The following is a 19655-nucleotide window of genomic DNA, read 5'->3' as shown; positions in this document are numbered from 1 at the left end:
TCTTTTGAAGTTCTAGACAATGGTGGCGGCAGCAGCAACGTGGCTGTGGCTCTTGGCGTGGCCACCGGGCAGGGTCACCACGCGGGTCGCGCCTGTTGATGGCTGGTCGCGCTGCTTTTCGACCAGGTCCGCAAGCGTCACGCCGGCGAGATAGGTAATCACAGTTTCGTTGAGGCTTTCCCACAAGTCATGCGTCATGCAACGTTTTTCGCCCGCGCAATTCTCCCTGCCTTCGCACTGGCGGGAATCGATCGGTTCTTCGACTGCAATAATGATATCAGCGACGCTCAGTTCTGCCGTGGCGCGCGCCAAATTATAGCCGCCGCCTGGGCCGCGGACGCTTTTCACGAGACTTCCGCGCCGCAATTTTCCGAACAGTTGCTCCAGATAGGAGAGCGATATTTTCTGGCGCTCGCTGATGTTGGCCAACGACACCGGTCCATTGCCGGCGTGCAGCGCCAAATCCAGCATGGCGGTTACCGCGAATCGTCCTTTGGTGGTCAGTCTCATTGATTGCCCCTGTTGCCGTGTTAATACAAAAAATTCAACTCAAGAATCGATTCGCGACGGCTCAACTCATCGACGCAGAGTAGCGATTTCATTGCTGACTTGCACTATACCTGACAAAACAACTCAAGTATAGTAAAAGACTTGATACGAACAGTGGTTTGGGCGCAATGACAAAATATTCTTTGGCGCTACGCACCGATACGAGAGCCGCCACCTCAGCCGAGATGCAATTCGGCAATTCCGCTAGAATCTTGCGCAAGCCAATTGCGTTGCGGACTCGAAAAAATTCTCCCGTGAATATATCCCCGACCAGACGACTCCTGTGCCGCTGTGCGTTTGGACTATGTTCGCTCTCTGCCATGCTGGAAAGTCAATCCCAGCAAGTGGGCGCTAACATCGGGACAGCAACAGCCACCGCAACCGTTCAATCGCCCAGTACCGCCAACCTGTTCGTCAACGATGAGCCCTATGCCCTTTTTGATGGCCTGGTACGAGAACTGCGGAAGGGCGGTTACGTGTTGTACATGCGTCACGGTTTGGTCGAGACCTCGACCGCTGACAAACGGAAGTCGGGCGCCTGGTGGCAGGACTGCGCAAACACCCAACGCCTTGCACCTGAGGCGCTACCGCGTGCGCGCGCCATTGCCGACGCCTTGGTACGTCAACGGATAAAGGTATATGAAATCTACACAAGCGAATATTGCAGGGCCGTGGATACTTCGATTCATGTCGGTCTCGTCGTGGCGAAGCGCTCGCCAGCCTTGAACGACATCAGCTTCCTACCGGACATGCAAGCGCAAACGCTGGCAAGATATGCTGGCGGCATTCAGCTTTTGCTGTCCGATGTCACGCATTCCAATGCGAATCGTCTTCTGGTTGGCCATGCAATGCCGCCAAATATCGTGCATCCTGCGCTGAGTCATCTGCCTGAAGGCCATGTTGCAATATTCAAAGCCGAGGGAAATGGCCGCTTTCATTACCTGACCAGTTTGTCTCCCGGGCAATGGCAGTGGCTTGGCAGACAGACGGTACAGGATCAGATCAACGCACCGCTCGCGCAAATCCTCGCGGGAAGTCCGCAGGTAGCCCCGGCTGTCCCTGCACAACCAAGCCAAATCCTGATTGCGCCGGAAAAGGAGCTGAAGGGCGCAATGCTCGTACAGGCCCTGCGCCGTGGCGGCTTCAATCTCTATATGCGACATGCTCAATCGACCATCGGACAGGATGGCAATCTGCAACAGACACCTTTTTGGTGGGAAAACTGTGCGATTCAGCGAAACATTTCCGACGTCGGGCGAGAGCAGGCGCGCAAAGTCGGCGCCGCAATCAAGGATCTGCAAATTCCGGTCGATCAAGTTCTGACCGCGCAATTCTGCCGCGCGCGCGAGACTGGGCATTTGTTGGGGTTGGGTGCGGTCGAAATAACAGAGGATATCAATCACCAGATCGGCCAGCGAATGGGTTTCGACGTCAACGCCGCCCGATTCAAGCGGCTGACCGAGTTACCCGCCAGGGGGATGAACAATTTGCTGGTTTCACATACTCACGGCAGTACGCGTCCCGAAGAGCGCATCATGACCAGCATTCAGGAAGCCGAAATCATCGTTTATCAGCCCGATGGCAAGGGCCACTCGGAACCGGTGGCGCGAATTCCCGTGCCGGAGTGGGAAATCCTGATCAAGGCGATGGTAACGGCCACAAAATTGTAGCCCGGTCGATGGTCGCGCCAGCTACTGTAAGTACGCAACTACGCGCCTGCGCAACTACACCACCGCCTTGGGCGGAACCAGTCGAACCACTTTCACCATCGTGTCCTGCACCTGAAGAATTTCGATCGGGTACTCACCAATTTTCAGCGCAACCCCCGGCTCCGGAATATCTTCGAGTTGCTCAAGCAATAGCCCGTTGATGGTCTTGGGGCCGTCAAGGGGAAAGTTGAATCCAAGCTTGCGATTGAGCACCCTCAACGGACAAGAGCCCTCGGCGATGACACTGCCATCGTCCTGTTTTCGGTACAAGCCGGTGTTCATTGGCGACTGGCTGGTGAACTCGCCGACAATTTCCTCGAGGATGTCCTGCAATGTCACCAATCCCTGTATCTCACCGTATTCGTCAACGACCAGCGCCATGCGCCGCTGATTTTCCTGAAACTGCGTCAGCTGCTGCAAGAGTGGCGTACCTTCAGGAATGAAATACGGCTCCCGCATGATTTCCCGCAACGAGTCCTTTTCGAGCGGCTGATTGCGCGACGCATTCAACACTTTGCGGACATGGACAATGCCGATCACATTCGACAGGTCGCCGTCATACGCCACGACACGCGTATGGTGGGCGGTGGCGAGACTGTTACGGATATGCTCAATCTTGTCGTTGATATCCACACCCTCGATCAGCGCACGCGGCGTCATGGTGTCATCAATGGTCATGTTCTCAAGGTCGAAAAGATTCACCATGATGTTGTGGTGTTTTTTCGGAATGAACTGGCCACCTTCGAGCACCAATGTGCGCATCTCCTCCATCGACAACTGATGAACGCCTTCAGCGGCGGGCTGGATGCGAAACAAGGCCAAAATCAACTTGACGATTGAATTGATGATCCACATCACTGCACGGATCAGGATGAAATTGACCAGCGCATAAAGCACATAGCTCGCGACAAGAGCGATTTTCTCGGAAAAGCGCGCACCCAGCACCTTTGGAAGGATTTCCGCGAAGATCAGAATCGAAATCGACGCTGCCGTGGTGGCGATGGCCAGTACATATTCGCCTTCGCCGAACAGGCGGCGGCAAATTTCCGCGACAAGAATGGTGGTCGCCGCATTCAGCACGGTATTTCCCGCAAGAATGAAGGACAACATTTCCTCGGTCTTTTCGAGCAGCGCGCCGGCATAGCGTGCACCGCGGGAGCCTTGCTTGATCAGATGCCGCAATCGATATCGATTCAGGGACATCATGCAGGTCTCTGACATCGAGAAGAATCACGAAAACAGCAGCAGCGCGCCGAGCGCGCCGAATAGCCAGAGAATGGGAATGTCGTCGGTCATGCCCGGGCGATGTCAGCAAAACTTGCAGTTCGCGTTGCCCCTTGCATGGGGCAGCCGTTTCGCGGACGTTTGGCGTGCCGACCGAGTTTCCCACTGAACCACAAGAACTGGCGGGTGTTCCAGGCCGTTTTTGCCATGAGAGGCGCGCCAGTGCTTGACTTTGGCATACGGCAAAAGAAAAACGTCATACCCGCCGCAGAATGATTTCAAGCACGAACTTGCTGCCCAGCCATGCAAGCATCAACAGCGCAAACCCAATCAAGGTCCAGCGCACGGCTTTCTTGCCGCGCCAACCAAACTGCCAGCGGCCGAACAGGAGGCCGCCGAAAATCAGCCACGAAAACATCCCGAATACAGACTTGTGCGTGAGCTGAAACGCTTTGCCGTACAAGCTTTCGGTAAAAAACACGCCGCTGATCAAGGTGGCGGTCAAGAGCACAAACGCCACGCCCAACAACTGGAACAACAGTTTTTCTATTCTCAGCAATGGCGGCATGCCCTGCATTTCTGTCGGCATCGCCCCTGCGTGCAGGCGCTTTTCAAGGAATAGCATGAGTAATGCGTGCAACGCAGCGACTGTAAACAGCGCATAGGCCAATATCGCCACGACAAAATGTAGCTTGAAAGCGAATCCCGCGTAATGAACAATCCGCTCGGCGGGGAGAATCGCGGGCAAAAGTGCGGATGCGGCCGCGATCGGCGCCAGATAAAGCGCAGCCAATCGCATCAACTTGTTGTCAAATCCGATCAGGAAATACGCCCCCATCACCAGCCAGATGATCAGCGAAATGGCGTGCGAGAAACCGATATTGAGCCCGTCACCGCCAAACAGGGAGTATCCCAATGCCGCGCCGTGACTGACCAGCGCCGCCACAAAGGCGGCTCGCATCATCGCCACCTTGCCTCCCGAAGGCGTGCCGCCGCCCGCGTTTGCAGGCGAGACAGTAGGCAACCACGCCGCCAAAGCGGTCAGGACATAGAGTGCGGCAGTGATAAAATGAAGATCAAAACTTGGCATACGCGACACGGCTTGGCATTGGCGATCGATAGGTCGAGTTTACACCATCCCATTTTCTCCCTGCGGTCAGTCGCGCCGCCCCGGTTGATGACACTTCAACGCCCTGCTTCTCCCTGGAAAACACATGCTCGATAACCTGACCAATCGCCTCGCCGGCATTGTAAAAACGCTGCGCGGCCAATCGCGATTCACCGAAGACAACATTGCCGACGCCTTGCGCGAAGTTCGGATGGCCTTGCTCGAGGCGGATGTCGGGCTGCCGGTGGTCAAGGAATTCATCGCGCGCATCAAGGAAAAGGCGCTGGGTGCGGAAGTCATGCAAAGTCTCACGCCCGGCCAGGCGTTTGTGGGTGTCGTGCACCGCGAATTGATTGCGCTCATGGGCGGCGACGCGCCACAGGGGCCGACCGCGCTCAACTGGCTGCCGCTCAATCTCAACACCACGCCGCCCGCGATCATCCTGATGGCCGGCCTGCAAGGCGCCGGCAAGACCACGAGCGCCGGCAAGCTCGCCAAATTCCTCAAGGAACGCCACAAGAAGAAAGTACTCGTTGTCAGCGTCGACGTTTATCGTCCCGCCGCGATCGAACAATTGAAAACACTGGCCGCGCAAGTCGGCGTGGATTTTTTTGCTAGCGATATCTCGCAAAAGCCGGTGGATATCGCCATTGCGGCGAAGCAATGGGCGAAAATCCATTTTCACGATGTGCTGATCATCGATTCCGCCGGCCGCCTCGCCATCGATGAAGCGATGATGGCCGAAATCAAGGCGGTGCACGCCGCCGTGGAGCCAATCGAGACGCTGTTCACGGTTGACGCCATGCAGGGGCAGGATGCGGTGAACGTCGCCAAGGCGTTCAACGAGGCGCTGCCGCTGACCGGCGTGATACTCACCAAACTGGATGGTGATTCGCGCGGCGGCGCCGCGCTGTCGGTGCGCCAGATTACCGGCAAGCCGATCAAATTCGCCGGCGTGTCGGAGAAAATGGACGGTCTGGAAGTCTTCCACGCCGAACGCATGGCGTCGCGCATTCTCGGCATGGGCGACGTGCTGTCGCTGATCGAGGATGTGCAAAAGAATGTCGACATCGGCGAAGCGAAGAAACTGGCGGACAAGTTCAAGTCGGGCAAGGGTTTTGATTTTGACGACTTCAAGAGCCAGCTCCAGCAAATGCGCAAGATGGGCGGCATGTCCGCATTGATGGATAAGTTACCGGCACAGCTTTCGCAGGCCGCGCAAACCGCGCCGGATCTTCAGGAAAAGCAGATGCGCCGCACCGAAGGAGTTATCAATTCGATGACGCCACTGGAGCGCCGCAAACCCGACCTGATCAAAGCCTCGCGCAAACGACGCATCGCGGCCGGGGCGGGCGTGACCGTACAGGAAGTCAACCGAATCATCACGCAGTTCGAGCAGATGCAAAAAATGATGAAGATGATGAAAGGTGGCGGACTGGCGAAGATGATGAAAGGCATGAAGGGCATGATGCCGGGAATGCGTTAGCGTCGTCACCGCGAATTGAATCATGATCGGTAACTGCGAATTTCAGATTCAGGATTGCCTCGCGCAGATAGAGTTGCAGGAAGAAAGTATCGGTGCGTGGGAGCACATCGATTCCGCGGCCCACCCGTTGTGGCTCACCAATTTATGCGCGGAACATCGCAAAAATGGATGCCGCCTGCGTGGCGCTGGCAAAGGCCGCGGGTGCCATCGTTATCGGCAAGACGGCCACCACGGAACTGGCCACGTTTCAGCCAGCGAAGACCCGTAACCCGGAGAACCTCGAACACACGCCGGGCGGTTCGTCTTCGGGCTCCGCCGCCGCGGTCGCAGCGGGTATGGTTCCGATTGCGATGGGTACCCAAACCGCCGGCTCCGTGATTCGGCCGGCCGCGTACTGCGGTGTCATTGGCTTCAAGCCGACGTTCGGACGGGTTCCGCGCGCTGGCGTCAAGATGCAGTCCGACACGCTCGACACGGTTGGCGTCTTTTCGCGAACGGTCGATGATGCAATGAAATGGTATGCCGCGATGACCGGTGCGCGGGCTTACTCCGCCGACGCCCCGGGCGATGCGCCGTTACGAATCACGATCATTACCAATTTTCTCGACCGCGCCGACGCGGACATGGTCGAGGCCATCGCCAAAGCAGCTGACGCACTCTCGGCCGGCGATGCGCGCGTGAAGGAGCTTCGGCTACCGGCGATTTTTGACGAGGCGCCAACAGATCAGCGAATGATCCAGTTGTCAGAGATGGCACGTTTTTACGCGCTGGAATACAACTCCTTCCGCGAGTTGCTCAGTGAGCAGTTGGTCGCCATGATCGAGGAAGGCCTCGCCATCGACCACAATGTTTACATGGCCGCCATGGCGCGCGCCGATGTGTTGCGCAAACAGGCCGACGCCTTGCTGGGCGGTTGCGACGCCTGGCTGATGCCTGCCGCCCCCGGCGCTGCGCCGAAGGGACTCGAATCAACCGGCGATCCCATTTTCAGCCGCGCAAATACGCTGCTCGAGCAACCGGCCATCAATTTGCCCGTTTATCGAAACCAAAACCGCATGCCTTTGGGACTGCAATTGATCGGCGCGCGCCAGCAGGATCAAAAGCTGTTGGCGACCGCACAGCGCACGATCGACATCTTGCGGCATGGCGCGCATGACTGAGGCCGTCAACGTACGCCTCCTCGCCGACGCGCCTCAGACCATTCCCACGCTGGCGAGTTGGCACAAGGACGAATGGAGCGAATGGTTCGCCGACATGCCACTCGCCGAACTCGAAGCCGATTTTTCCACCTTGGCACAACGCGACCGCCTGCCGTTTGCCATGGTCGCGTTTGACGCCGCCGCCGAACCCGTGGGCGTATGTTCGGTTCGCGCGGACGAGTTCGCACCGTACCCGCACGCGGGCCCGTGGTTGCGCGGGCTGTATGTACTCCCGTCGCATCGCGGTCAAGGCATTGCCGGCGAACTGATACGCGCCGCGGGAAAACATGCCGCGTCGCTCGGCGTCGCCAAACTGTACGCCGCGACGTATTCAGCCTGCGGCACGTTTGAGCGCGCCGGCTGGCTGGGTTTTGACCAAGTCCCGCAGCCTCCCGAGACGCTGACGATATTTGCCACGCGCCTCACTTGAGGCTCTCGATGCAGAGGGTGTTTTCACCGCATAACGGCACGTAGATCGCCATGTGGCGCGGCGTTTGGAGCATTTATTGCTGGAAACCCGCACCAGTGCTAGTGTTTTTCACAATCGCTGGCCAAAATCAATTCTGCCGAAAGCGATGCTGCCACGTCTGACTGACCGCCAGTTTGTCGTCGCAGCCCTTCAATCGCAATGTCATGCCGCCCTCGCCATCACGCTGAATTTCCGCGACGCGCGACACGTTGATGATGGTGCCACGATGGATTTGCCAGAACGCCTCACCGTCGAGTTCATCAAGCAATTCCTTGAGCGGCTTTCTGATCAAGGACTCGCCTTGCGCGGTCATCACCCGCGTGTACTTGGTGTCCGACTGAAAGTAGAACACTTCTTCCACGGTAATGAATTTGATGGTGTTGCCGACGGATGCTTGTATCCATCGCAGCTTGCCTTCGGGTTTTGACGTGAGCAGCAAAAGGAGGCTGCGCAAGTCGGCCGGCGCCGCACTCAGGCGCGATTTGAGGCGCGTCACCGTGGTGAGGAATCGTGTGGGCTCGACCGGCTTCAAGACATAGTCCACGGCGCCTTGCTCGAAGGCGCGTATCGCGTATTCGTCGTAGGCCGTGATAAAAACGACGTGACACCGTCCCGCCGTATGGCGCGCTACGTCGATGCCCGACATACCCGGCATACGAATATCGAGAAATGCAATATCGGGCTTGAGGTCATCGATCATGCGCGCACCCGCAATGCCATCTTCGGCCTCGCCCGCAACGACAAGTTCGGGCCAGGTTTGGGCGAGTGTTTCCTTCAGTTGTTCTCTAAGGAACCTTTCATCCTCAACGACAATGCAGTTCGGCATCTACTTTCTCTCCATCGGTATTGTCAGAATCGCTTTCACGCCGCTCGACTGATTCGCTTCGAGGTCGAGGCTGGCGCGCTCACCGTACAAGGTGTTCAAACGTTCGCGGATATTGGCAAGGCCGATGCCGGTGCCGGACGCGGCGGTGGAGAAACCACCCCCGGTGTCGGCGACTTCCAGCCGCAGCTTGCGCGGGTTCTCGCTGTCTTTGCGCACGGTCACGCTAATCATTCCCCCATCGGGCTTCTGTTCCAATCCGTGTTTGATGGCATTTTCGACCAACGTGATCAAGGTCATGGTCGGAATTTGCGCCTCACCCAACACATCCGGCGAATCGATGCCGAATCGCAGGCGGGCGCCCATGCGAATCTGCATGATGCCCAGATAGGCGCGCACGAGTTCGAGTTCGTCGGCGAGACGTGCGGTCGATTGCTTCATGCGCGGCAACGCCAGGCGCAAATAGCGGATCAGGTCGCTGGTCATTTCCGTCGCCTTGCCGGCGTCATTGCGGATCAAGTATTGGATGCTCGCCAGGGTGTTAAACAGAAAGTGCGGCTCGATCTGCGCGGACAGTACCACCAGTTTTGCTTCGGCGAGCTGACGTTCCAGTTCGGCTCTTTCGCTTCTATTCTGTAGCAGGGCGCGTTGCGCGCGACCTCGGTTCTGTTCACGCAATCGGACGAACAGGGTGAATGAAAGAAAGCCAAAAGTCATGATGGCGGGAATATTCCTGCTATCGCTCCAATGGAGCGACGGATCCATCATGATGACGGGCAATATAAGTGCCGGAAGGAAGTAATTGAGAAAGGTCTGGGCAGTTTCTTGCGATTCCGGGCGGAGTCTGCAGTGCGATTGCGGACGAAATATCAAGAACGCGACAAGCTCAATGCCCATTCCCAGCGCGAAAGCGCCTGTGGCCAGCGCTTCCTTGGCCGGCATCGCCCGCGCCACCAGCAATATCGAATAGATCGCCGTCGTTGCCAGCAGCCGTTGCCAAGAGCCTGTTGACATGCGGGCTGGAAACGCACTGCCAACCTCAAGCGAATTCTCGAGTCGCACGGCACTGTGAGACACGGTCACGGGAAACAAGCCCGTGGTGACGCGCGTCGCGAGCGAGCGCACATGCTCCCAGCTACGGCCGTAGTTGAAAAGATACTTAGCAAGTCGCGAGGATTCGTTCAATCCACGCGGCGCTGATCGTATGGTCACTTCGCACGGATCATTTCCGGTCGCCGAGATCATTAATCGTTCGCCGTAGCTTTGCCAATTCTGCATCGTGACCGCGTCAACGCGTCCTGCTGCATGGTCGCACTTGTCGATCAACGCACCATACTCGACAAGCGCGTCGCAGGCGCGTTGCAGGACTTCGTCGCGATTGCCGGCTACAGAGACTGTACGCGATTGCACACTCCGGAATATTTCCTCGCCGTAGGCGGTATCGGCGTCCATGCCCAGGCGTTGGCATGCTTTTTTTTCGAAGTACACGAACATGGCGGCAATGACGGCGCCAAACAATGCCGATAGCGCAACCCTGTACAGTATGTTTGCGTAATCGAAGAGTTGTGGCGTGCCGTTCGCCAAATTGCCTAAAGGTGACAAAAGGGCGAAGGCACCAGCGGTAATCAGTGCTATCCGCCAATGACGAATGCGAATGCCCAAGAAACGACGGCCCCGGCCTGGCGGGGTGTGTTTTTTCAACGGGATAGAGAGATTTGTCACGACGCTAACTCCAGCGAGTGGAAGGATTTGGCATGGCGCGAACTGTACCCTTGCCCATTGCGCCGTGCCAACCTCGATGCGACCGGCTCGGCGCAAACAGGCATCAAACCGGTGAATGGCGGTATTAGCCAGTTGCGGCAATGGCAAGAAGTGGTCTTCACCTGCAAATTCAAACCAGAACCCCGCCTGAAATCAGACTTGCGCGGAATTTGTCTTTCCGCTTATAATTCAAGGCTTTCCCGCATTTGCTACAGGAATGAGGGCGTTACCGGTTCGCAACCGGCCGTTATCCGTTCGCAACGGATTGTCTATTGGCACTTTGCCATCACAGGAGAATTACATGGTAGTTATTCGCATGGCGCGCGGTGGCGCGAAGAATCGTCCTTTTTATAACGTCGTCGTTGCCGATTCACGCGACGCACGCGATGGCCGCTTTATCGAGCGCATCGGTTTCTATAACCCGTTGGCCGCTGAATCCGAAGAGCCATTCCGCATCGCGATGGATCGCCTGACCTACTGGCAGACCAAAGGCGCACAAGCCTCGGACGCCGTGATGAAGCTGGTCAGACGTGGCAAAAAAGCCGTCAAGTAATCCTGCTGCTGCCGAAGATATCGTAGTCATGGCGCGCGTCGGCGCGCCATTCGGCATCAAAGGTTGGCTAAAGCTCCAGAGCTTCACACAGACGCCCGACAGTCTCGACGCCTACGCGTCGTGGCTGCTGAAAACGCCCGCGAAGGCCAATGCGACTTGGGAAGAGTATGAGCTGGAAGATTTTGCGGTGAACACCAAAGGCGTCTTCGCCAAGCTCAAGGGTTGCGATGACCGCACGGCGGCGGAGAAACTGGTGAAACACGAGATCGGTATTCCGCGCGAAGCGTTGGAAGGGACCGATGAAGGCGAAGTTTTCTGGTTTGACCTGATCGGCTGCACGGTAGTGAATGCCACCGGCGTAACGCTCGGCAAAGTTGAAACACTGATGGAAACCGGCGCAAATGATGTGCTGGTGGTGAAGTTGGGAAGCGAAGAAACATTGATTCCCTTCATCGATGAAGTGATTGTGAAGGTTGACCGTGAAGCGAAGGTGATAGCGGTCAACTGGAGCGGAGAATACATATAACCGTTCGTGCTGAGCCTGTCGAAGCACGGTAAATTGAACTGGTGGCCCTTCGACAGGCTCAGGGCGAACGGAGTGGGGAAATTGCGTGACCAGGCAATACAGCGTCATCACCCTGTTTCCCGAGATGTTCGATGCGATTGCCGATTTCGGCGTTACGCGTCGCGGATTGGATGAAAAAGCGTGGGAACTCAAGTGTTGGAACCCGCGTGAATTTGCGGTAAATGCCTACAAGACCATCGATGACCGCCCGTACGGCGGCGGACCGGGGATGGTGATGATGGCGGAACCGCTGAATGCGGCAATTGATGCGGCCATGCAGGGGCAAACGGCGCAAGGCGTGGCCAAACCGAAGGTGGTTTACGTCACGCCGCAAGCCAAGCCGATCACGGATGCAGGTATCCGCGAACTGGCAAAGGAAGACGGCCTGATTTTCCTGTGCGGCCGGTATGAAGGGATCGACGAACGCCTGATCGATGCGCGCGTGGATCTTGAAGTGTCGATTGGCGATTACGTGCTGTCCGGCGGGGAACTGGCCACGATGGTGCTGATCGATTCGATGGTAAGGTTGTTGCCCGGCGTGCTGGGGGATGGACAATCAGCAGTGGAGGATTCATTCTCGCCGGCTCGCGACGGATTGCTGGATCATCCGCACTTTACGCGACCGGAAATGTGGAGCGGAAAAGCAGTACCGCCGGTATTGATGAGCGGCGACCATGCAAAGATTGAAGCGTGGCGGCGCAAGCAGGCGCTGAAGCGTTCGCAGGAAAGGCGTCCCGACTTGCTGGAGGGGCGGAATTGGAGCAAACAGGATTTGAAACTGCTTGACGAGATCAGGCAGGAACAAACAGCAGTAAAAAAGGTGTGACAACAAAACGCGCACATCAACCGGAAGATCGGTTGCTCTGTGCGACAGGCGTGAAGCAAAGTCTTCAGCCGCTAACGCGAAAGGAAACAACATGAACCTGATTCAAACGCTGGAAAATGAAGAAATGGCCCGTCTGGCCAAGACGATCCCGGAATTCTCCCCCGGTGACACCGTGATCGTGAACGTGAACGTGATCGAAGGCGAACGCAAGCGCGTCCAGGCCTACGAAGGCGTGGTGATTGCCAAGCGCAATCGCGGCCTCAATTCATCGTTCATCGTCCGCAAGATCTCCTCGGGTGAAGGTGTGGAGCGTACGTTCCAAACCTACGCACCGACGATTGCGTCGATCGAAGTGAAGCGCAAAGGCGACGTACGCCGCGCCAAGCTCTATTACCTGCGCGATCGTTCGGGCAAGTCGGCACGCATCAAGGAAAAGCTGGACTATGTGTCCACGCAGACCAAGGGCGAAAAGAGCGCATAAGTTTTTTCTACCCCGCAACAAAAACGGCACGCCTCGGCGTGCCGTTTTTTTTCAACTACTGACAGGGCCAAGTAGCCCGCATGAAGCGAAGCGCAATGCGGGGGCTCTTTCCCATCGTTCAGCGCTACCGGAATTCACTTCGCTGATTTCGGGATCTACAAACTCAAATATCCCGCGCCGCAAACGTATCACAAGCCTTCATGCTGCCGGTCTCAAAACCGGTCTTGAACCAGCGCATGCGCTGCGCCGAGCTGCCATGCGTAAATGAATCCGGCACCACCACGCCCTGCGATTGTTTTTGCAGCATGTCATCGCCGATGGCGTTGGCCGCGCGTAGCGCCTCATCGACGTCTTGCGGATCGAGAAACGGTTTGGCCTTGTTCGCGTGTTGCGCCCACACGCCCGCAAAACAATCGGCCTGCAGCTCCACGCGCACCGATATTTTGTTGTTTTCGGCTTTGCTCATGCGTCCGCGCAACGCGTCGGTCTTCTCCATGATGCCCATCAGATTTTGCACGTGATGGCCGATTTCGTGGGCAATCACATACGCGCGCGCAAAGTCGCCACCGGCACGGAAGCGTTGTTCCATTTCGCGAAAAAACACCATGTCGAGATAGACCTTTCGATCACCCGGACAATAAAACGGTCCCATGGCCGCCTGCCCCGCGCCGCAAGCGGTTGGCGTCTGGCCTCGATAAAGCACCAGGACTGGTTTCTGATATTGCCCGCCCATCTTCTGGAACAAGTCTCCCCACGACGTTTCGGTCTTGTGCAGGATCTTGCCCATTTCGGATTTCAGCGCGGCATCCGGATCGGTCGCAGGATCGATGGGCCGGCCCTGCGCGGGCGAAGAATGCTGCACGTTCTGCACCGTCTCGGCAACACCCAGCAATGTCCGGGGATCGATGCCGAGAAAATAACTTGCGACCAGCGCGATCACCACCGTGCCGATACCAACGCCACCCGCGCGTCCCATGCCGCCGCCGCGGCGGTCCTCGACATTACTGCTTTCGCTTTCATCATCCAGACGCATACCAGACTCCTTGTTTAATTGTCACCGTGCGATATTCAACCATACCGGCAACGCAATCATGCCGAACAACGTACTCACCGTCACGCTGCGCGCCACCAGTGGGCCATCGCCCCCCATCCGCACCGCCAGCACATACGCTGATGTCGCCGTGGGTGAAGCGGCTAGCAGTACCACCATCTCGAAGAATACGCCAGACACGCCGAGCATGCGCGCCGCGACAATTGCCACCAGTGGCATCGCCAGCAATTTCACGGCGGTGAAATAGCCGATCAGGCCCGCATGATGGTGGGCATTGGAAATGGTCAGCGCCGCGCCCACGCACAACAGCCCGCAGGCGAGCGAGGCCGCGCCCATGCGTGAGATCAGCATGTGCAGCAACTCCGGCAGCGGCAGGCCGGAGAGTGAATACAGGACGCCGCTGACGGTCGCCAGGATCAGCGGATTCTGCGCGAGTTCTTTGAGCACGTGCGTTTCGGAATGCTTCGCCAGCGCCCACACGGAGGCGATATTGCACATCGGCACCACCAGCCCGATGATGATGCCGAATGCGGCGATGCCGGCCTCGCCATGCAGGCGGCCGGCGATGGCGAGGCCGACATAGGAATTGAAGCGGAACGCGGTCTGAAACGTTGACGCAAATACCTTTTCACTCGGCTTGAACAGATAACGCGCCAGCCAGGCGAGCGCCATGCCTGCCAGCACCGTGATGGCCGCAGTCTCCAGCGCCGGCGTGGCGGTGTTGAAATCGATGTGCGTGCGGGCGATAGAGTTGAACAGCAGCGCCGGAAACAACACGTAATAGATCAGCTTTTCCAGGCCACTCCAGAAATCACGGCCCCAATCGGTGATACGGTTAAGCAGGAAGCCGAACAGGATCAGCGCGAAGTCGGGGATCAGCAGGAGTGCGATGGACATCGGCGTATTTTAGGGGCTTTCATCATGAAAACCGGAATGGGTTTATGGCAGCGCTCATCCGGGGCAGATCAGCTTACATACACCTGCTGCCATGCCGGCGACCAGTTTGCAAATGGGTACAAAGGATATGCGCAGCGATGCTGAAACCGACGTTGCCGGAATCTATATCGTGCCGGCAAGCCGTTCCAGATCCGCCAGCAAGGCTGCGGGTATTTCAACTCCGTCGCGCTGAACATCGTGGGCAATAGCAGCACGCCGATACCCGGGCAGGCGGACACCTTCTTCAGCAAGCATCGCCGCAATGAGGGTCTCCATACGGGCGTAAAACGTCGAACGTCCGGCCAGGGCATCCGGGTCAATGGCCAGAAATGCCTGGCCGATACGTGGTCGATTGCCCGCATCGACAAAAAATGAATCGGCTTCGAAGCCAAATGCCGCGCCGGTCAGCGCGCAGCACAGCAGTTCAACGATCATGGCCAGCATCGCGCCCTTCACGCCGCCGGCGGGCATCATCGTGCCCTCCATCCCTGCCTTGGGATCGGTGGTTGGCTTTCCGTCCTTGTCGAGCGCCCAGCCGAGCGGAATCGATTCGCCTTTCTTGGCGGCGATCATCAGCTTGCCGCGCGCCACCTCCGACAAGGACAGATCAATTATTAGCGGTGCCTCGTGTTGACGCGGAAAGGCAGCAGCGATCGGGTTTGTGCCAAAAATGCCGCGCTTGCCTCCCCATGCGGGCATGGCGCTTGGCGAGTTGCCAAAGGCAAGTCCGACCATTCCGGCAGCGGCCACCGCTTCGACGTGACAGGCAGCCGCACCAAAGTGATGGCTGTTGGTCACACCGACGAAGCATGCGCCTGCTGCCTTTGCACGGGTGATCGCTTCGGTGATCGCCAGCTCGCAAGCTGGAAAGGCGAGACCTTCTTCCGCATCAACCAGACATGCTGCCGCCTTCCCATTGACGACTTTCGCCACGGCGGCGCCGTTGGCGCGACCATTGCGAAGGTGCGCGGTGTATTGCAACACACGCGACAGGCCGTGCGATGGCAGTCCACGCGCGTCAGCGTACAGAAGCGCACGGACGGTGGCCTCAGCCATGGGGCGCGAGGCGCCCGCTTGCGTCAGCGCACGGGTCGCCAGCGTGGCGAGATGTTCAAGGCTGTGTTTGGCCATGGAAGCCTTCGTCGAAAATATTAGAAACGCACTACCGGGCCGATGCGAGGAATGCGGCGACGCGCTCGGCAATCATTCCGCTCACGCGGGTGTTGGATTCCGTCGTTACGCCGGCGACATGCGGGGTCAGGATGAGATTGGGGCATTCCGCCAGCGGCGAGCCTGCCTTCAACGGTTCGGCGTCATATACGTCCAGCGCCGCGCCGCCCAGTTGTTTTGACTTCAGCGCGGCGGCCAGCGCCGCTTCGTCGATGATGCTACCTCGCGCGGAATTGATCAGCACTGCATCGGCTTTCATCATTGCAAGGCGTGCCGCATTGATCAGGTTACGGGTTTCGGGAACCAATGGAACATGCAATGAAACCACATCGCATTCCGCGAGCAATTGATCAAGCGTAAGACAGGTGACGCACGTTTCTTTCCATATGGGCGACGCGGCACTGATCATCGGATCGGTGGCCACGACGCGCATGCCCAAGCCCTGTGCGAGTTGCGCCGTTAGTTGCCCGATACCTCCAAAGCCGATGATGCCCAGCGTCTTGCCGCCTATTTCCCGACCATTGGAAAGCGGGCCTCGCGGCCATTGCCCGGCCGCAACCGCGGCCGTGGAAAAATAGACCCCACGTAACAACATCATCGCGGTGCCGATCACATATTCCGCGACCGCCAGTGCATTTGCGCCAGTTGCGGGAATCACTTCCACGTTACGTGCCCTACATGCCGGCAGATCGATGTTATCGAGTCCGACACCGAGACGGCCAACGACCTTGAGCTTTGGCGCCGCCGCGAGAATCTCCCCGTTTACCTGCGTGCGATTTCGAACGATAAGCGCATCGACGTCCTTGAGCTTGCCAAGCAACTCTTCGCGGCGATCGACCAGCGTAGCATCGTAGCTCGTATCAAAGCCGCCCTGAAGCGAGGCAACCGCGGCCTCATCCATGAATTCGCTAATTAGTATTTTCATTGTCGCGCTTGTTGGCAAGAGTGCGGCTGGCGGCCGCGAGTGGATGAAAAATTGAACTCTGGTGGGAGTTCCCCCCTCCTCTCTTTCCCCCCCTCTCCCCCTTTTCTCCCCCCGCCCCCCCCCCCCGCCCCCCCCCGAAACGCGTGTTCCCCCACCTGCGCAAGTTAGCCCGCCTGCAATTTTCTGCGCGATCGGCTCCTACGCACTCTCATAAAGCCGCGTCAGCACAAACTCGCGATGCCCCAGTGCTTCGGCCGCCGTGAGCCGCCCATTGGCTGTACGCAACATCATGTCGAGCAACTTATCACCGGCCTGATCAAGCACCATGTCCCGCTGCAGCAGCGCGCAGGAATCGACGTCAATATGCTCACTCATGGTACGTACGGTGCGCGGGTTCGCGCAGATCTTGATGACCGGCAGGATCGCGTTGCCGATGACGTTTCCCTGCCCGGTGGGAAAGAAATGCACGGCGAATCCCGAGGCCGCACAAAGCGTCACCATCTCCGCCGCCGCGGAAGAGGAATCCATGAACCACAAACCCGGGCCTGTCGGCACTTCCGCTTTATCGATCACGCCATCGACCAGGCATTTCTTGCCGATCTTCTGGATATTGCCCATTGCCTTTTCCTCAATGGTGGTCAGACCGCCAAGGATGTTGCCTTTCGTTGGCTGTGAATCCGACAGGTCGCTGGTTTTGTGGCGATTGACCACGTCCTGATAGCGATTGAACATGGCCATGAAATCTTCCGCCACTTTGGGTGTGCGGCAACGCTTGACGACCACCTGTTCGCCGCCGGTGATCTCGGTGGTCTCGCCGAATACCAGCGTGCTGCCGACTTCATAAAGCTTGTCGAACGCGTTTCCCACCGTCGGATTTGCGCCGCAGCCGGAAGTGGTATCGGATTCGCCACATTTGGTGGAGACCCATAGTTCATGAATTGGGCATTGCTCACGCTGCTTTTCCGACGCAGCCTGCAGAAGTTCGCGTGCCGCTTTCGAGGCGCGCATGATGGTGTCATGGTCGCCGTGTTGCTCAATGCCGAAGCCCAGCACAGGCTTGCCCGATTTGGCAATGCCGTCGACGACCTTCTGTGTCCAGCCATCCTCGATGCCGATCACGACGACCGCGGCAACGTTGGGATTGCATCCCGTCCCAATCAGCGTACGGAAGTGCAAATCCAGGTCAGCGCCAAACTGCAGCCGGCCATACGGGTGAGGCAGCGCCATCACACCCTTGATATTGTGCGCGACGGCTTCGGCGGCGGCATTGGAAAGATCGTCGACCGGCAGAATGATGACGTGGTTACGCACGCCAACGCGACCGTTCTCACGGCGGTAGCCCCAGAAAGTGGTGTTCTTGGAAATCATGATGTTGTCCTGAATGAATTTGTCGGGAAACTGATGGCGGCCGGAAATGTCGCGCCGGCTGGCGAGCGCTCAGTTTTGTCGCGCGTGCTACCAGCGTTTTGTCTTGATGTTGTGCACATGCGCGTGCTCGCCGGCCTTGATGGGCGCTACCACGCGGCCGATGTCCGTGCCATATTTGAAAATCGTGTCGCCCACGGCCATGTCTTTCAGGGCGATCTTGTGGCCGATCGGGATATCCTGCAGCGCCTTGATCGGAATCTGCTTGTCATCGTCCATGATCCAGGCGGTCAGGTCAGTACCCGCCTTGATACCTTCCACCACGGCAACCGCCACGGTGTCTTTTGCTTCGTGCAGTACAAAGTGAATCATCGTCAATCCTCTCCAGGTCATCGTCATCGGCGGCGCCGGAACCGTTCAATCAAGACTAAGCGGCAACTTCGCGACTATTCAATGTTACAACGCCGAAGCTGAATATTATTCACTGCCGCAGACAAAGTCAAATAGGTCATCTATATGAGTTGTAGCACAGTGCGCCGTTCGCTATGATGGTAACCATTAATTTCCAGGAACACGTCGCATGCGCAGATGGGAAGATCCTTCGCGGCACCACAAACTCATCGCGGGTGCCGCGCTGGATACACCGCTCTACAAGGAAGTCAAACGACTGTTGACCGAAACCATCAGCGCCGGCGAGTGGAAGCCCGGCAGCGCTATTCCCGCCGAGTGGAAACTCTCAGAGCGTTTCAAGGTGGCCATCGGCACGGTCCGCAAAGCCGTCGACGAGCTGGTCAGTGAAAACATCCTGATCCGCCAGCAGGGCCGCGGTACCTTTGTCGCTGCCCACAATCGCGCTCGACTGATGTTTCATTTTTTTCACATTGTCCGCAATGACGGCAGCAAGCTCACGCCTGAAGTCGTGATGCTGTCATTCGCCAGCGGTCTCGCCGACGTTGAAGAGGCCGGGCATCTCGGCATCAAGGCCGGATCAAAAGTCTTCCGCGTGCGAAATGTACTCAGGCTTGCTGGCGCACCGATCATCTTCGATACCATCGTGATTCCACAAGCACTGTTTCCAAAGCTCACCGCCGCCAGGTTCAAGGGCCGCCCGAACACGATCTATCACCTCTACCAAAGCGAGTACGGCATTACGGTGGTGCGCTCGGCAGAACGGCTGCGCGCACGCCTTGCGGATGCCGAAAGCGCTGGCGTGCTTGAAATCAAGGTCCGTGCGCCCTTGCTGGAGATCCGGCGCGTGGCGTTGACGTTCAATGACGTTCCGGTTGAGTTTCGCCGCTCGCTCGTCAACACCGAGCATTACGAATACTTCAGCGATCTTGCAAAAAGTGGAAACGGTTAGCCTGATGGCGGTTCAATTGTTGCGATAGCTGGAGACGACAATTGAGTGGTCCGGATTGCTATATTGCGGCGAAATACCTATGTCTGTACGCGTTG

The 19655-nt window shown here is 57.7% G+C and carries 20 protein-coding genes; 9 read left to right on the top strand and 11 right to left on the bottom strand.

Annotation, left to right across the window (positions count from 1 at the left end):
* Nucleotides 1-12: 12 nt before the first annotated feature.
* Nucleotides 13-510: a Fe-S cluster assembly transcription factor gene (locus IPP88_10460; GenBank protein MBL0123114.1), complete on the bottom strand. Its 498-nt coding sequence runs from the start codon at nucleotides 508-510 to the stop codon at nucleotides 13-15.
* Between the two features lie 293 nt (nucleotides 511-803).
* Between IPP88_10460 and IPP88_10455 the strand changes: the two genes are divergently transcribed.
* Nucleotides 804-2219 carry a hypothetical protein gene (locus IPP88_10455; protein MBL0123113.1) on the top strand — a complete coding sequence of 472 codons (1416 nt, stop codon included), beginning with the start codon at nucleotides 804-806 and terminating at the stop codon, nucleotides 2217-2219.
* Between the two features lie 54 nt (nucleotides 2220-2273).
* Here IPP88_10455 and IPP88_10450 read toward each other — a convergent pair whose 3' ends face one another.
* Together IPP88_10450 and ccsA are read right to left on the bottom strand one after the other, a co-directional pair.
* Nucleotides 2274-3479 (bottom strand): DUF21 domain-containing protein, encoded by a 1206-nt coding sequence (locus IPP88_10450; GenBank protein ID MBL0123112.1) that lies wholly within the window; start codon nucleotides 3477-3479, stop codon nucleotides 2274-2276.
* A gap of 259 nt (nucleotides 3480-3738) precedes the next feature.
* Nucleotides 3739-4581, bottom strand: coding sequence for a cytochrome c biogenesis protein CcsA (ccsA, locus tag IPP88_10445; protein ID MBL0123111.1), 843 nt, complete (start codon nucleotides 4579-4581; stop codon nucleotides 3739-3741).
* A gap of 115 nt (nucleotides 4582-4696) precedes the next feature.
* Between ccsA and ffh the strand changes: the two genes are divergently transcribed.
* The 3 genes from ffh to IPP88_10430 all read left to right on the top strand — a co-directional run bounded on the left by ffh (nucleotide 4697) and on the right by IPP88_10430 (nucleotide 7705).
* Nucleotides 4697-6076 carry a signal recognition particle protein gene (gene ffh / locus IPP88_10440; GenBank protein MBL0123110.1) on the top strand — a complete coding sequence of 460 codons (1380 nt, stop codon included), beginning with the start codon at nucleotides 4697-4699 and terminating at the stop codon, nucleotides 6074-6076.
* Nucleotides 6077-6168: 92 nt separating this feature from the next.
* Nucleotides 6169-7236, top strand: coding sequence for an amidase (locus IPP88_10435; GenBank protein ID MBL0123109.1), 1068 nt, complete (start codon nucleotides 6169-6171; stop codon nucleotides 7234-7236).
* On the top strand, nucleotides 7229-7705 hold the full coding sequence (locus IPP88_10430; GenBank protein MBL0123108.1) for a GNAT family N-acetyltransferase: 477 nt from the start codon (nucleotides 7229-7231) through the stop codon (nucleotides 7703-7705). Before IPP88_10435 ends, IPP88_10430 begins: the two co-directional genes overlap by 8 nt.
* Nucleotides 7706-7832: 127 nt before the next feature.
* Here IPP88_10430 and IPP88_10425 read toward each other — a convergent pair whose 3' ends face one another.
* Nucleotides 7833-8570, bottom strand: coding sequence for a response regulator transcription factor (locus IPP88_10425; protein MBL0123107.1), 738 nt, complete (start codon nucleotides 8568-8570; stop codon nucleotides 7833-7835).
* Nucleotides 8571-10289, bottom strand: a complete 1719-nt coding sequence (locus IPP88_10420) for a histidine kinase (protein MBL0123106.1) — start codon at nucleotides 10287-10289, stop codon at nucleotides 8571-8573.
* 340 nt (nucleotides 10290-10629) lie between these two features.
* Here IPP88_10420 and rpsP point away from each other — a divergent pair, with 340 nt between their 5' ends.
* The 4 genes from rpsP to rplS all read left to right on the top strand — a co-directional run bounded on the left by rpsP (nucleotide 10630) and on the right by rplS (nucleotide 12753).
* The gene (rpsP, locus tag IPP88_10415; GenBank protein ID MBL0123105.1) at nucleotides 10630-10881 is read left to right on the top strand and encodes a 30S ribosomal protein S16; all 252 of its coding nucleotides are present in this window, start codon (nucleotides 10630-10632) and stop codon (nucleotides 10879-10881) included.
* Between the two features lie 28 nt (nucleotides 10882-10909).
* Complete coding sequence (rimM, locus tag IPP88_10410) at nucleotides 10910-11407, top strand: ribosome maturation factor RimM (protein MBL0123104.1); 498 nt, start codon at nucleotides 10910-10912, stop codon at nucleotides 11405-11407.
* A 124-nt stretch (nucleotides 11408-11531) separates the two neighbouring features.
* Nucleotides 11532-12272, top strand: a complete 741-nt coding sequence (gene trmD, locus IPP88_10405) for a tRNA (guanosine(37)-N1)-methyltransferase TrmD (protein MBL0123103.1) — start codon at nucleotides 11532-11534, stop codon at nucleotides 12270-12272.
* Nucleotides 12273-12363: 91 nt separating this feature from the next.
* A complete protein-coding gene (rplS, locus tag IPP88_10400; protein ID MBL0123102.1) occupies nucleotides 12364-12753 on the top strand; it encodes a 50S ribosomal protein L19 in 390 nt (129 codons plus the stop codon).
* Between the two features lie 163 nt (nucleotides 12754-12916).
* Here rplS and IPP88_10395 read toward each other — a convergent pair whose 3' ends face one another.
* From IPP88_10395 to IPP88_10370, 6 genes are all read right to left on the bottom strand, one after another.
* Entirely contained in the window at nucleotides 12917-13786 is an 870-nt protein-coding gene (locus IPP88_10395; protein ID MBL0123101.1) for a neutral zinc metallopeptidase, read from the bottom strand.
* Nucleotides 13787-13807: 21 nt separating this feature from the next.
* Complete coding sequence (locus IPP88_10390) at nucleotides 13808-14701, bottom strand: AEC family transporter (GenBank protein MBL0123100.1); 894 nt, start codon at nucleotides 14699-14701, stop codon at nucleotides 13808-13810.
* A gap of 162 nt (nucleotides 14702-14863) precedes the next feature.
* Nucleotides 14864-15871 (bottom strand): Ldh family oxidoreductase, encoded by a 1008-nt coding sequence (locus IPP88_10385; protein MBL0123099.1) that lies wholly within the window; start codon nucleotides 15869-15871, stop codon nucleotides 14864-14866.
* A 31-nt stretch (nucleotides 15872-15902) separates the two neighbouring features.
* On the bottom strand, nucleotides 15903-16835 hold the full coding sequence (locus IPP88_10380; protein ID MBL0123098.1) for a hydroxyacid dehydrogenase: 933 nt from the start codon (nucleotides 16833-16835) through the stop codon (nucleotides 15903-15905).
* Between the two features lie 198 nt (nucleotides 16836-17033).
* Nucleotides 17034-18203, bottom strand: coding sequence for a UxaA family hydrolase (locus tag IPP88_10375; GenBank protein MBL0123097.1), 1170 nt, complete (start codon nucleotides 18201-18203; stop codon nucleotides 17034-17036).
* 87 nt (nucleotides 18204-18290) lie between these two features.
* Nucleotides 18291-18572, bottom strand: coding sequence for a UxaA family hydrolase (locus IPP88_10370; protein ID MBL0123096.1), 282 nt, complete (start codon nucleotides 18570-18572; stop codon nucleotides 18291-18293).
* A gap of 208 nt (nucleotides 18573-18780) precedes the next feature.
* Here IPP88_10370 and IPP88_10365 point away from each other — a divergent pair, with 208 nt between their 5' ends.
* Nucleotides 18781-19560, top strand: a complete 780-nt coding sequence (locus IPP88_10365; GenBank protein ID MBL0123095.1) for a GntR family transcriptional regulator — start codon at nucleotides 18781-18783, stop codon at nucleotides 19558-19560.
* The last annotated feature ends 95 nt before the right edge of the window (nucleotides 19561-19655 follow it).

This window comes from Betaproteobacteria bacterium, from assembly GCA_016720925.1.
Lineage (GTDB): Bacteria > Pseudomonadota > Gammaproteobacteria > Burkholderiales > Usitatibacteraceae > UKL13-2.
Note: the sequence above shows the minus strand (reverse complement) of the source record. Positions and strands in the feature narration are given on the sequence as shown.

Bases quoted from the DNA above. Each gene is read 5' to 3' on its own strand.
- IPP88_10430 (MBL0123108.1), top strand. From the start codon at position 7,229: ATGACTGAGGCCGTCAACGTACGCCTCCTCGCCGACGCGCCTCAGACC.
- IPP88_10380 (MBL0123098.1), bottom strand. From the start codon at position 16,835: ATGAAAATACTAATTAGCGAATTCATGGATGAGGCCGCGGTTGCCTCG.
- IPP88_10450 (MBL0123112.1), bottom strand. From the start codon at position 3,479: ATGTCAGAGACCTGCATGATGTCCCTGAATCGATATCGATTGCGGCAT.
- rimM (MBL0123104.1), top strand. From the start codon at position 10,910: ATGGCGCGCGTCGGCGCGCCATTCGGCATCAAAGGTTGGCTAAAGCTC.
- rplS (MBL0123102.1), top strand. From the start codon at position 12,364: ATGAACCTGATTCAAACGCTGGAAAATGAAGAAATGGCCCGTCTGGCC.
- IPP88_10460 (MBL0123114.1), bottom strand. From the start codon at position 510: ATGAGACTGACCACCAAAGGACGATTCGCGGTAACCGCCATGCTGGAT.
- IPP88_10390 (MBL0123100.1), bottom strand. From the start codon at position 14,701: ATGTCCATCGCACTCCTGCTGATCCCCGACTTCGCGCTGATCCTGTTC.
- IPP88_10385 (MBL0123099.1), bottom strand. From the start codon at position 15,871: ATGGCCAAACACAGCCTTGAACATCTCGCCACGCTGGCGACCCGTGCG.
- ffh (MBL0123110.1), top strand. From the start codon at position 4,697: ATGCTCGATAACCTGACCAATCGCCTCGCCGGCATTGTAAAAACGCTG.
- rpsP (MBL0123105.1), top strand. From the start codon at position 10,630: ATGGTAGTTATTCGCATGGCGCGCGGTGGCGCGAAGAATCGTCCTTTT.
- IPP88_10395 (MBL0123101.1), bottom strand. From the start codon at position 13,786: ATGCGTCTGGATGATGAAAGCGAAAGCAGTAATGTCGAGGACCGCCGC.
- IPP88_10425 (MBL0123107.1), bottom strand. From the start codon at position 8,570: ATGCCGAACTGCATTGTCGTTGAGGATGAAAGGTTCCTTAGAGAACAA.
- trmD (MBL0123103.1), top strand. From the start codon at position 11,532: ATGTTCGATGCGATTGCCGATTTCGGCGTTACGCGTCGCGGATTGGAT.
- IPP88_10375 (MBL0123097.1), bottom strand. From the start codon at position 18,203: ATGATTTCCAAGAACACCACTTTCTGGGGCTACCGCCGTGAGAACGGT.
- IPP88_10365 (MBL0123095.1), top strand. From the start codon at position 18,781: ATGCGCAGATGGGAAGATCCTTCGCGGCACCACAAACTCATCGCGGGT.
- IPP88_10370 (MBL0123096.1), bottom strand. From the start codon at position 18,572: ATGATTCACTTTGTACTGCACGAAGCAAAAGACACCGTGGCGGTTGCC.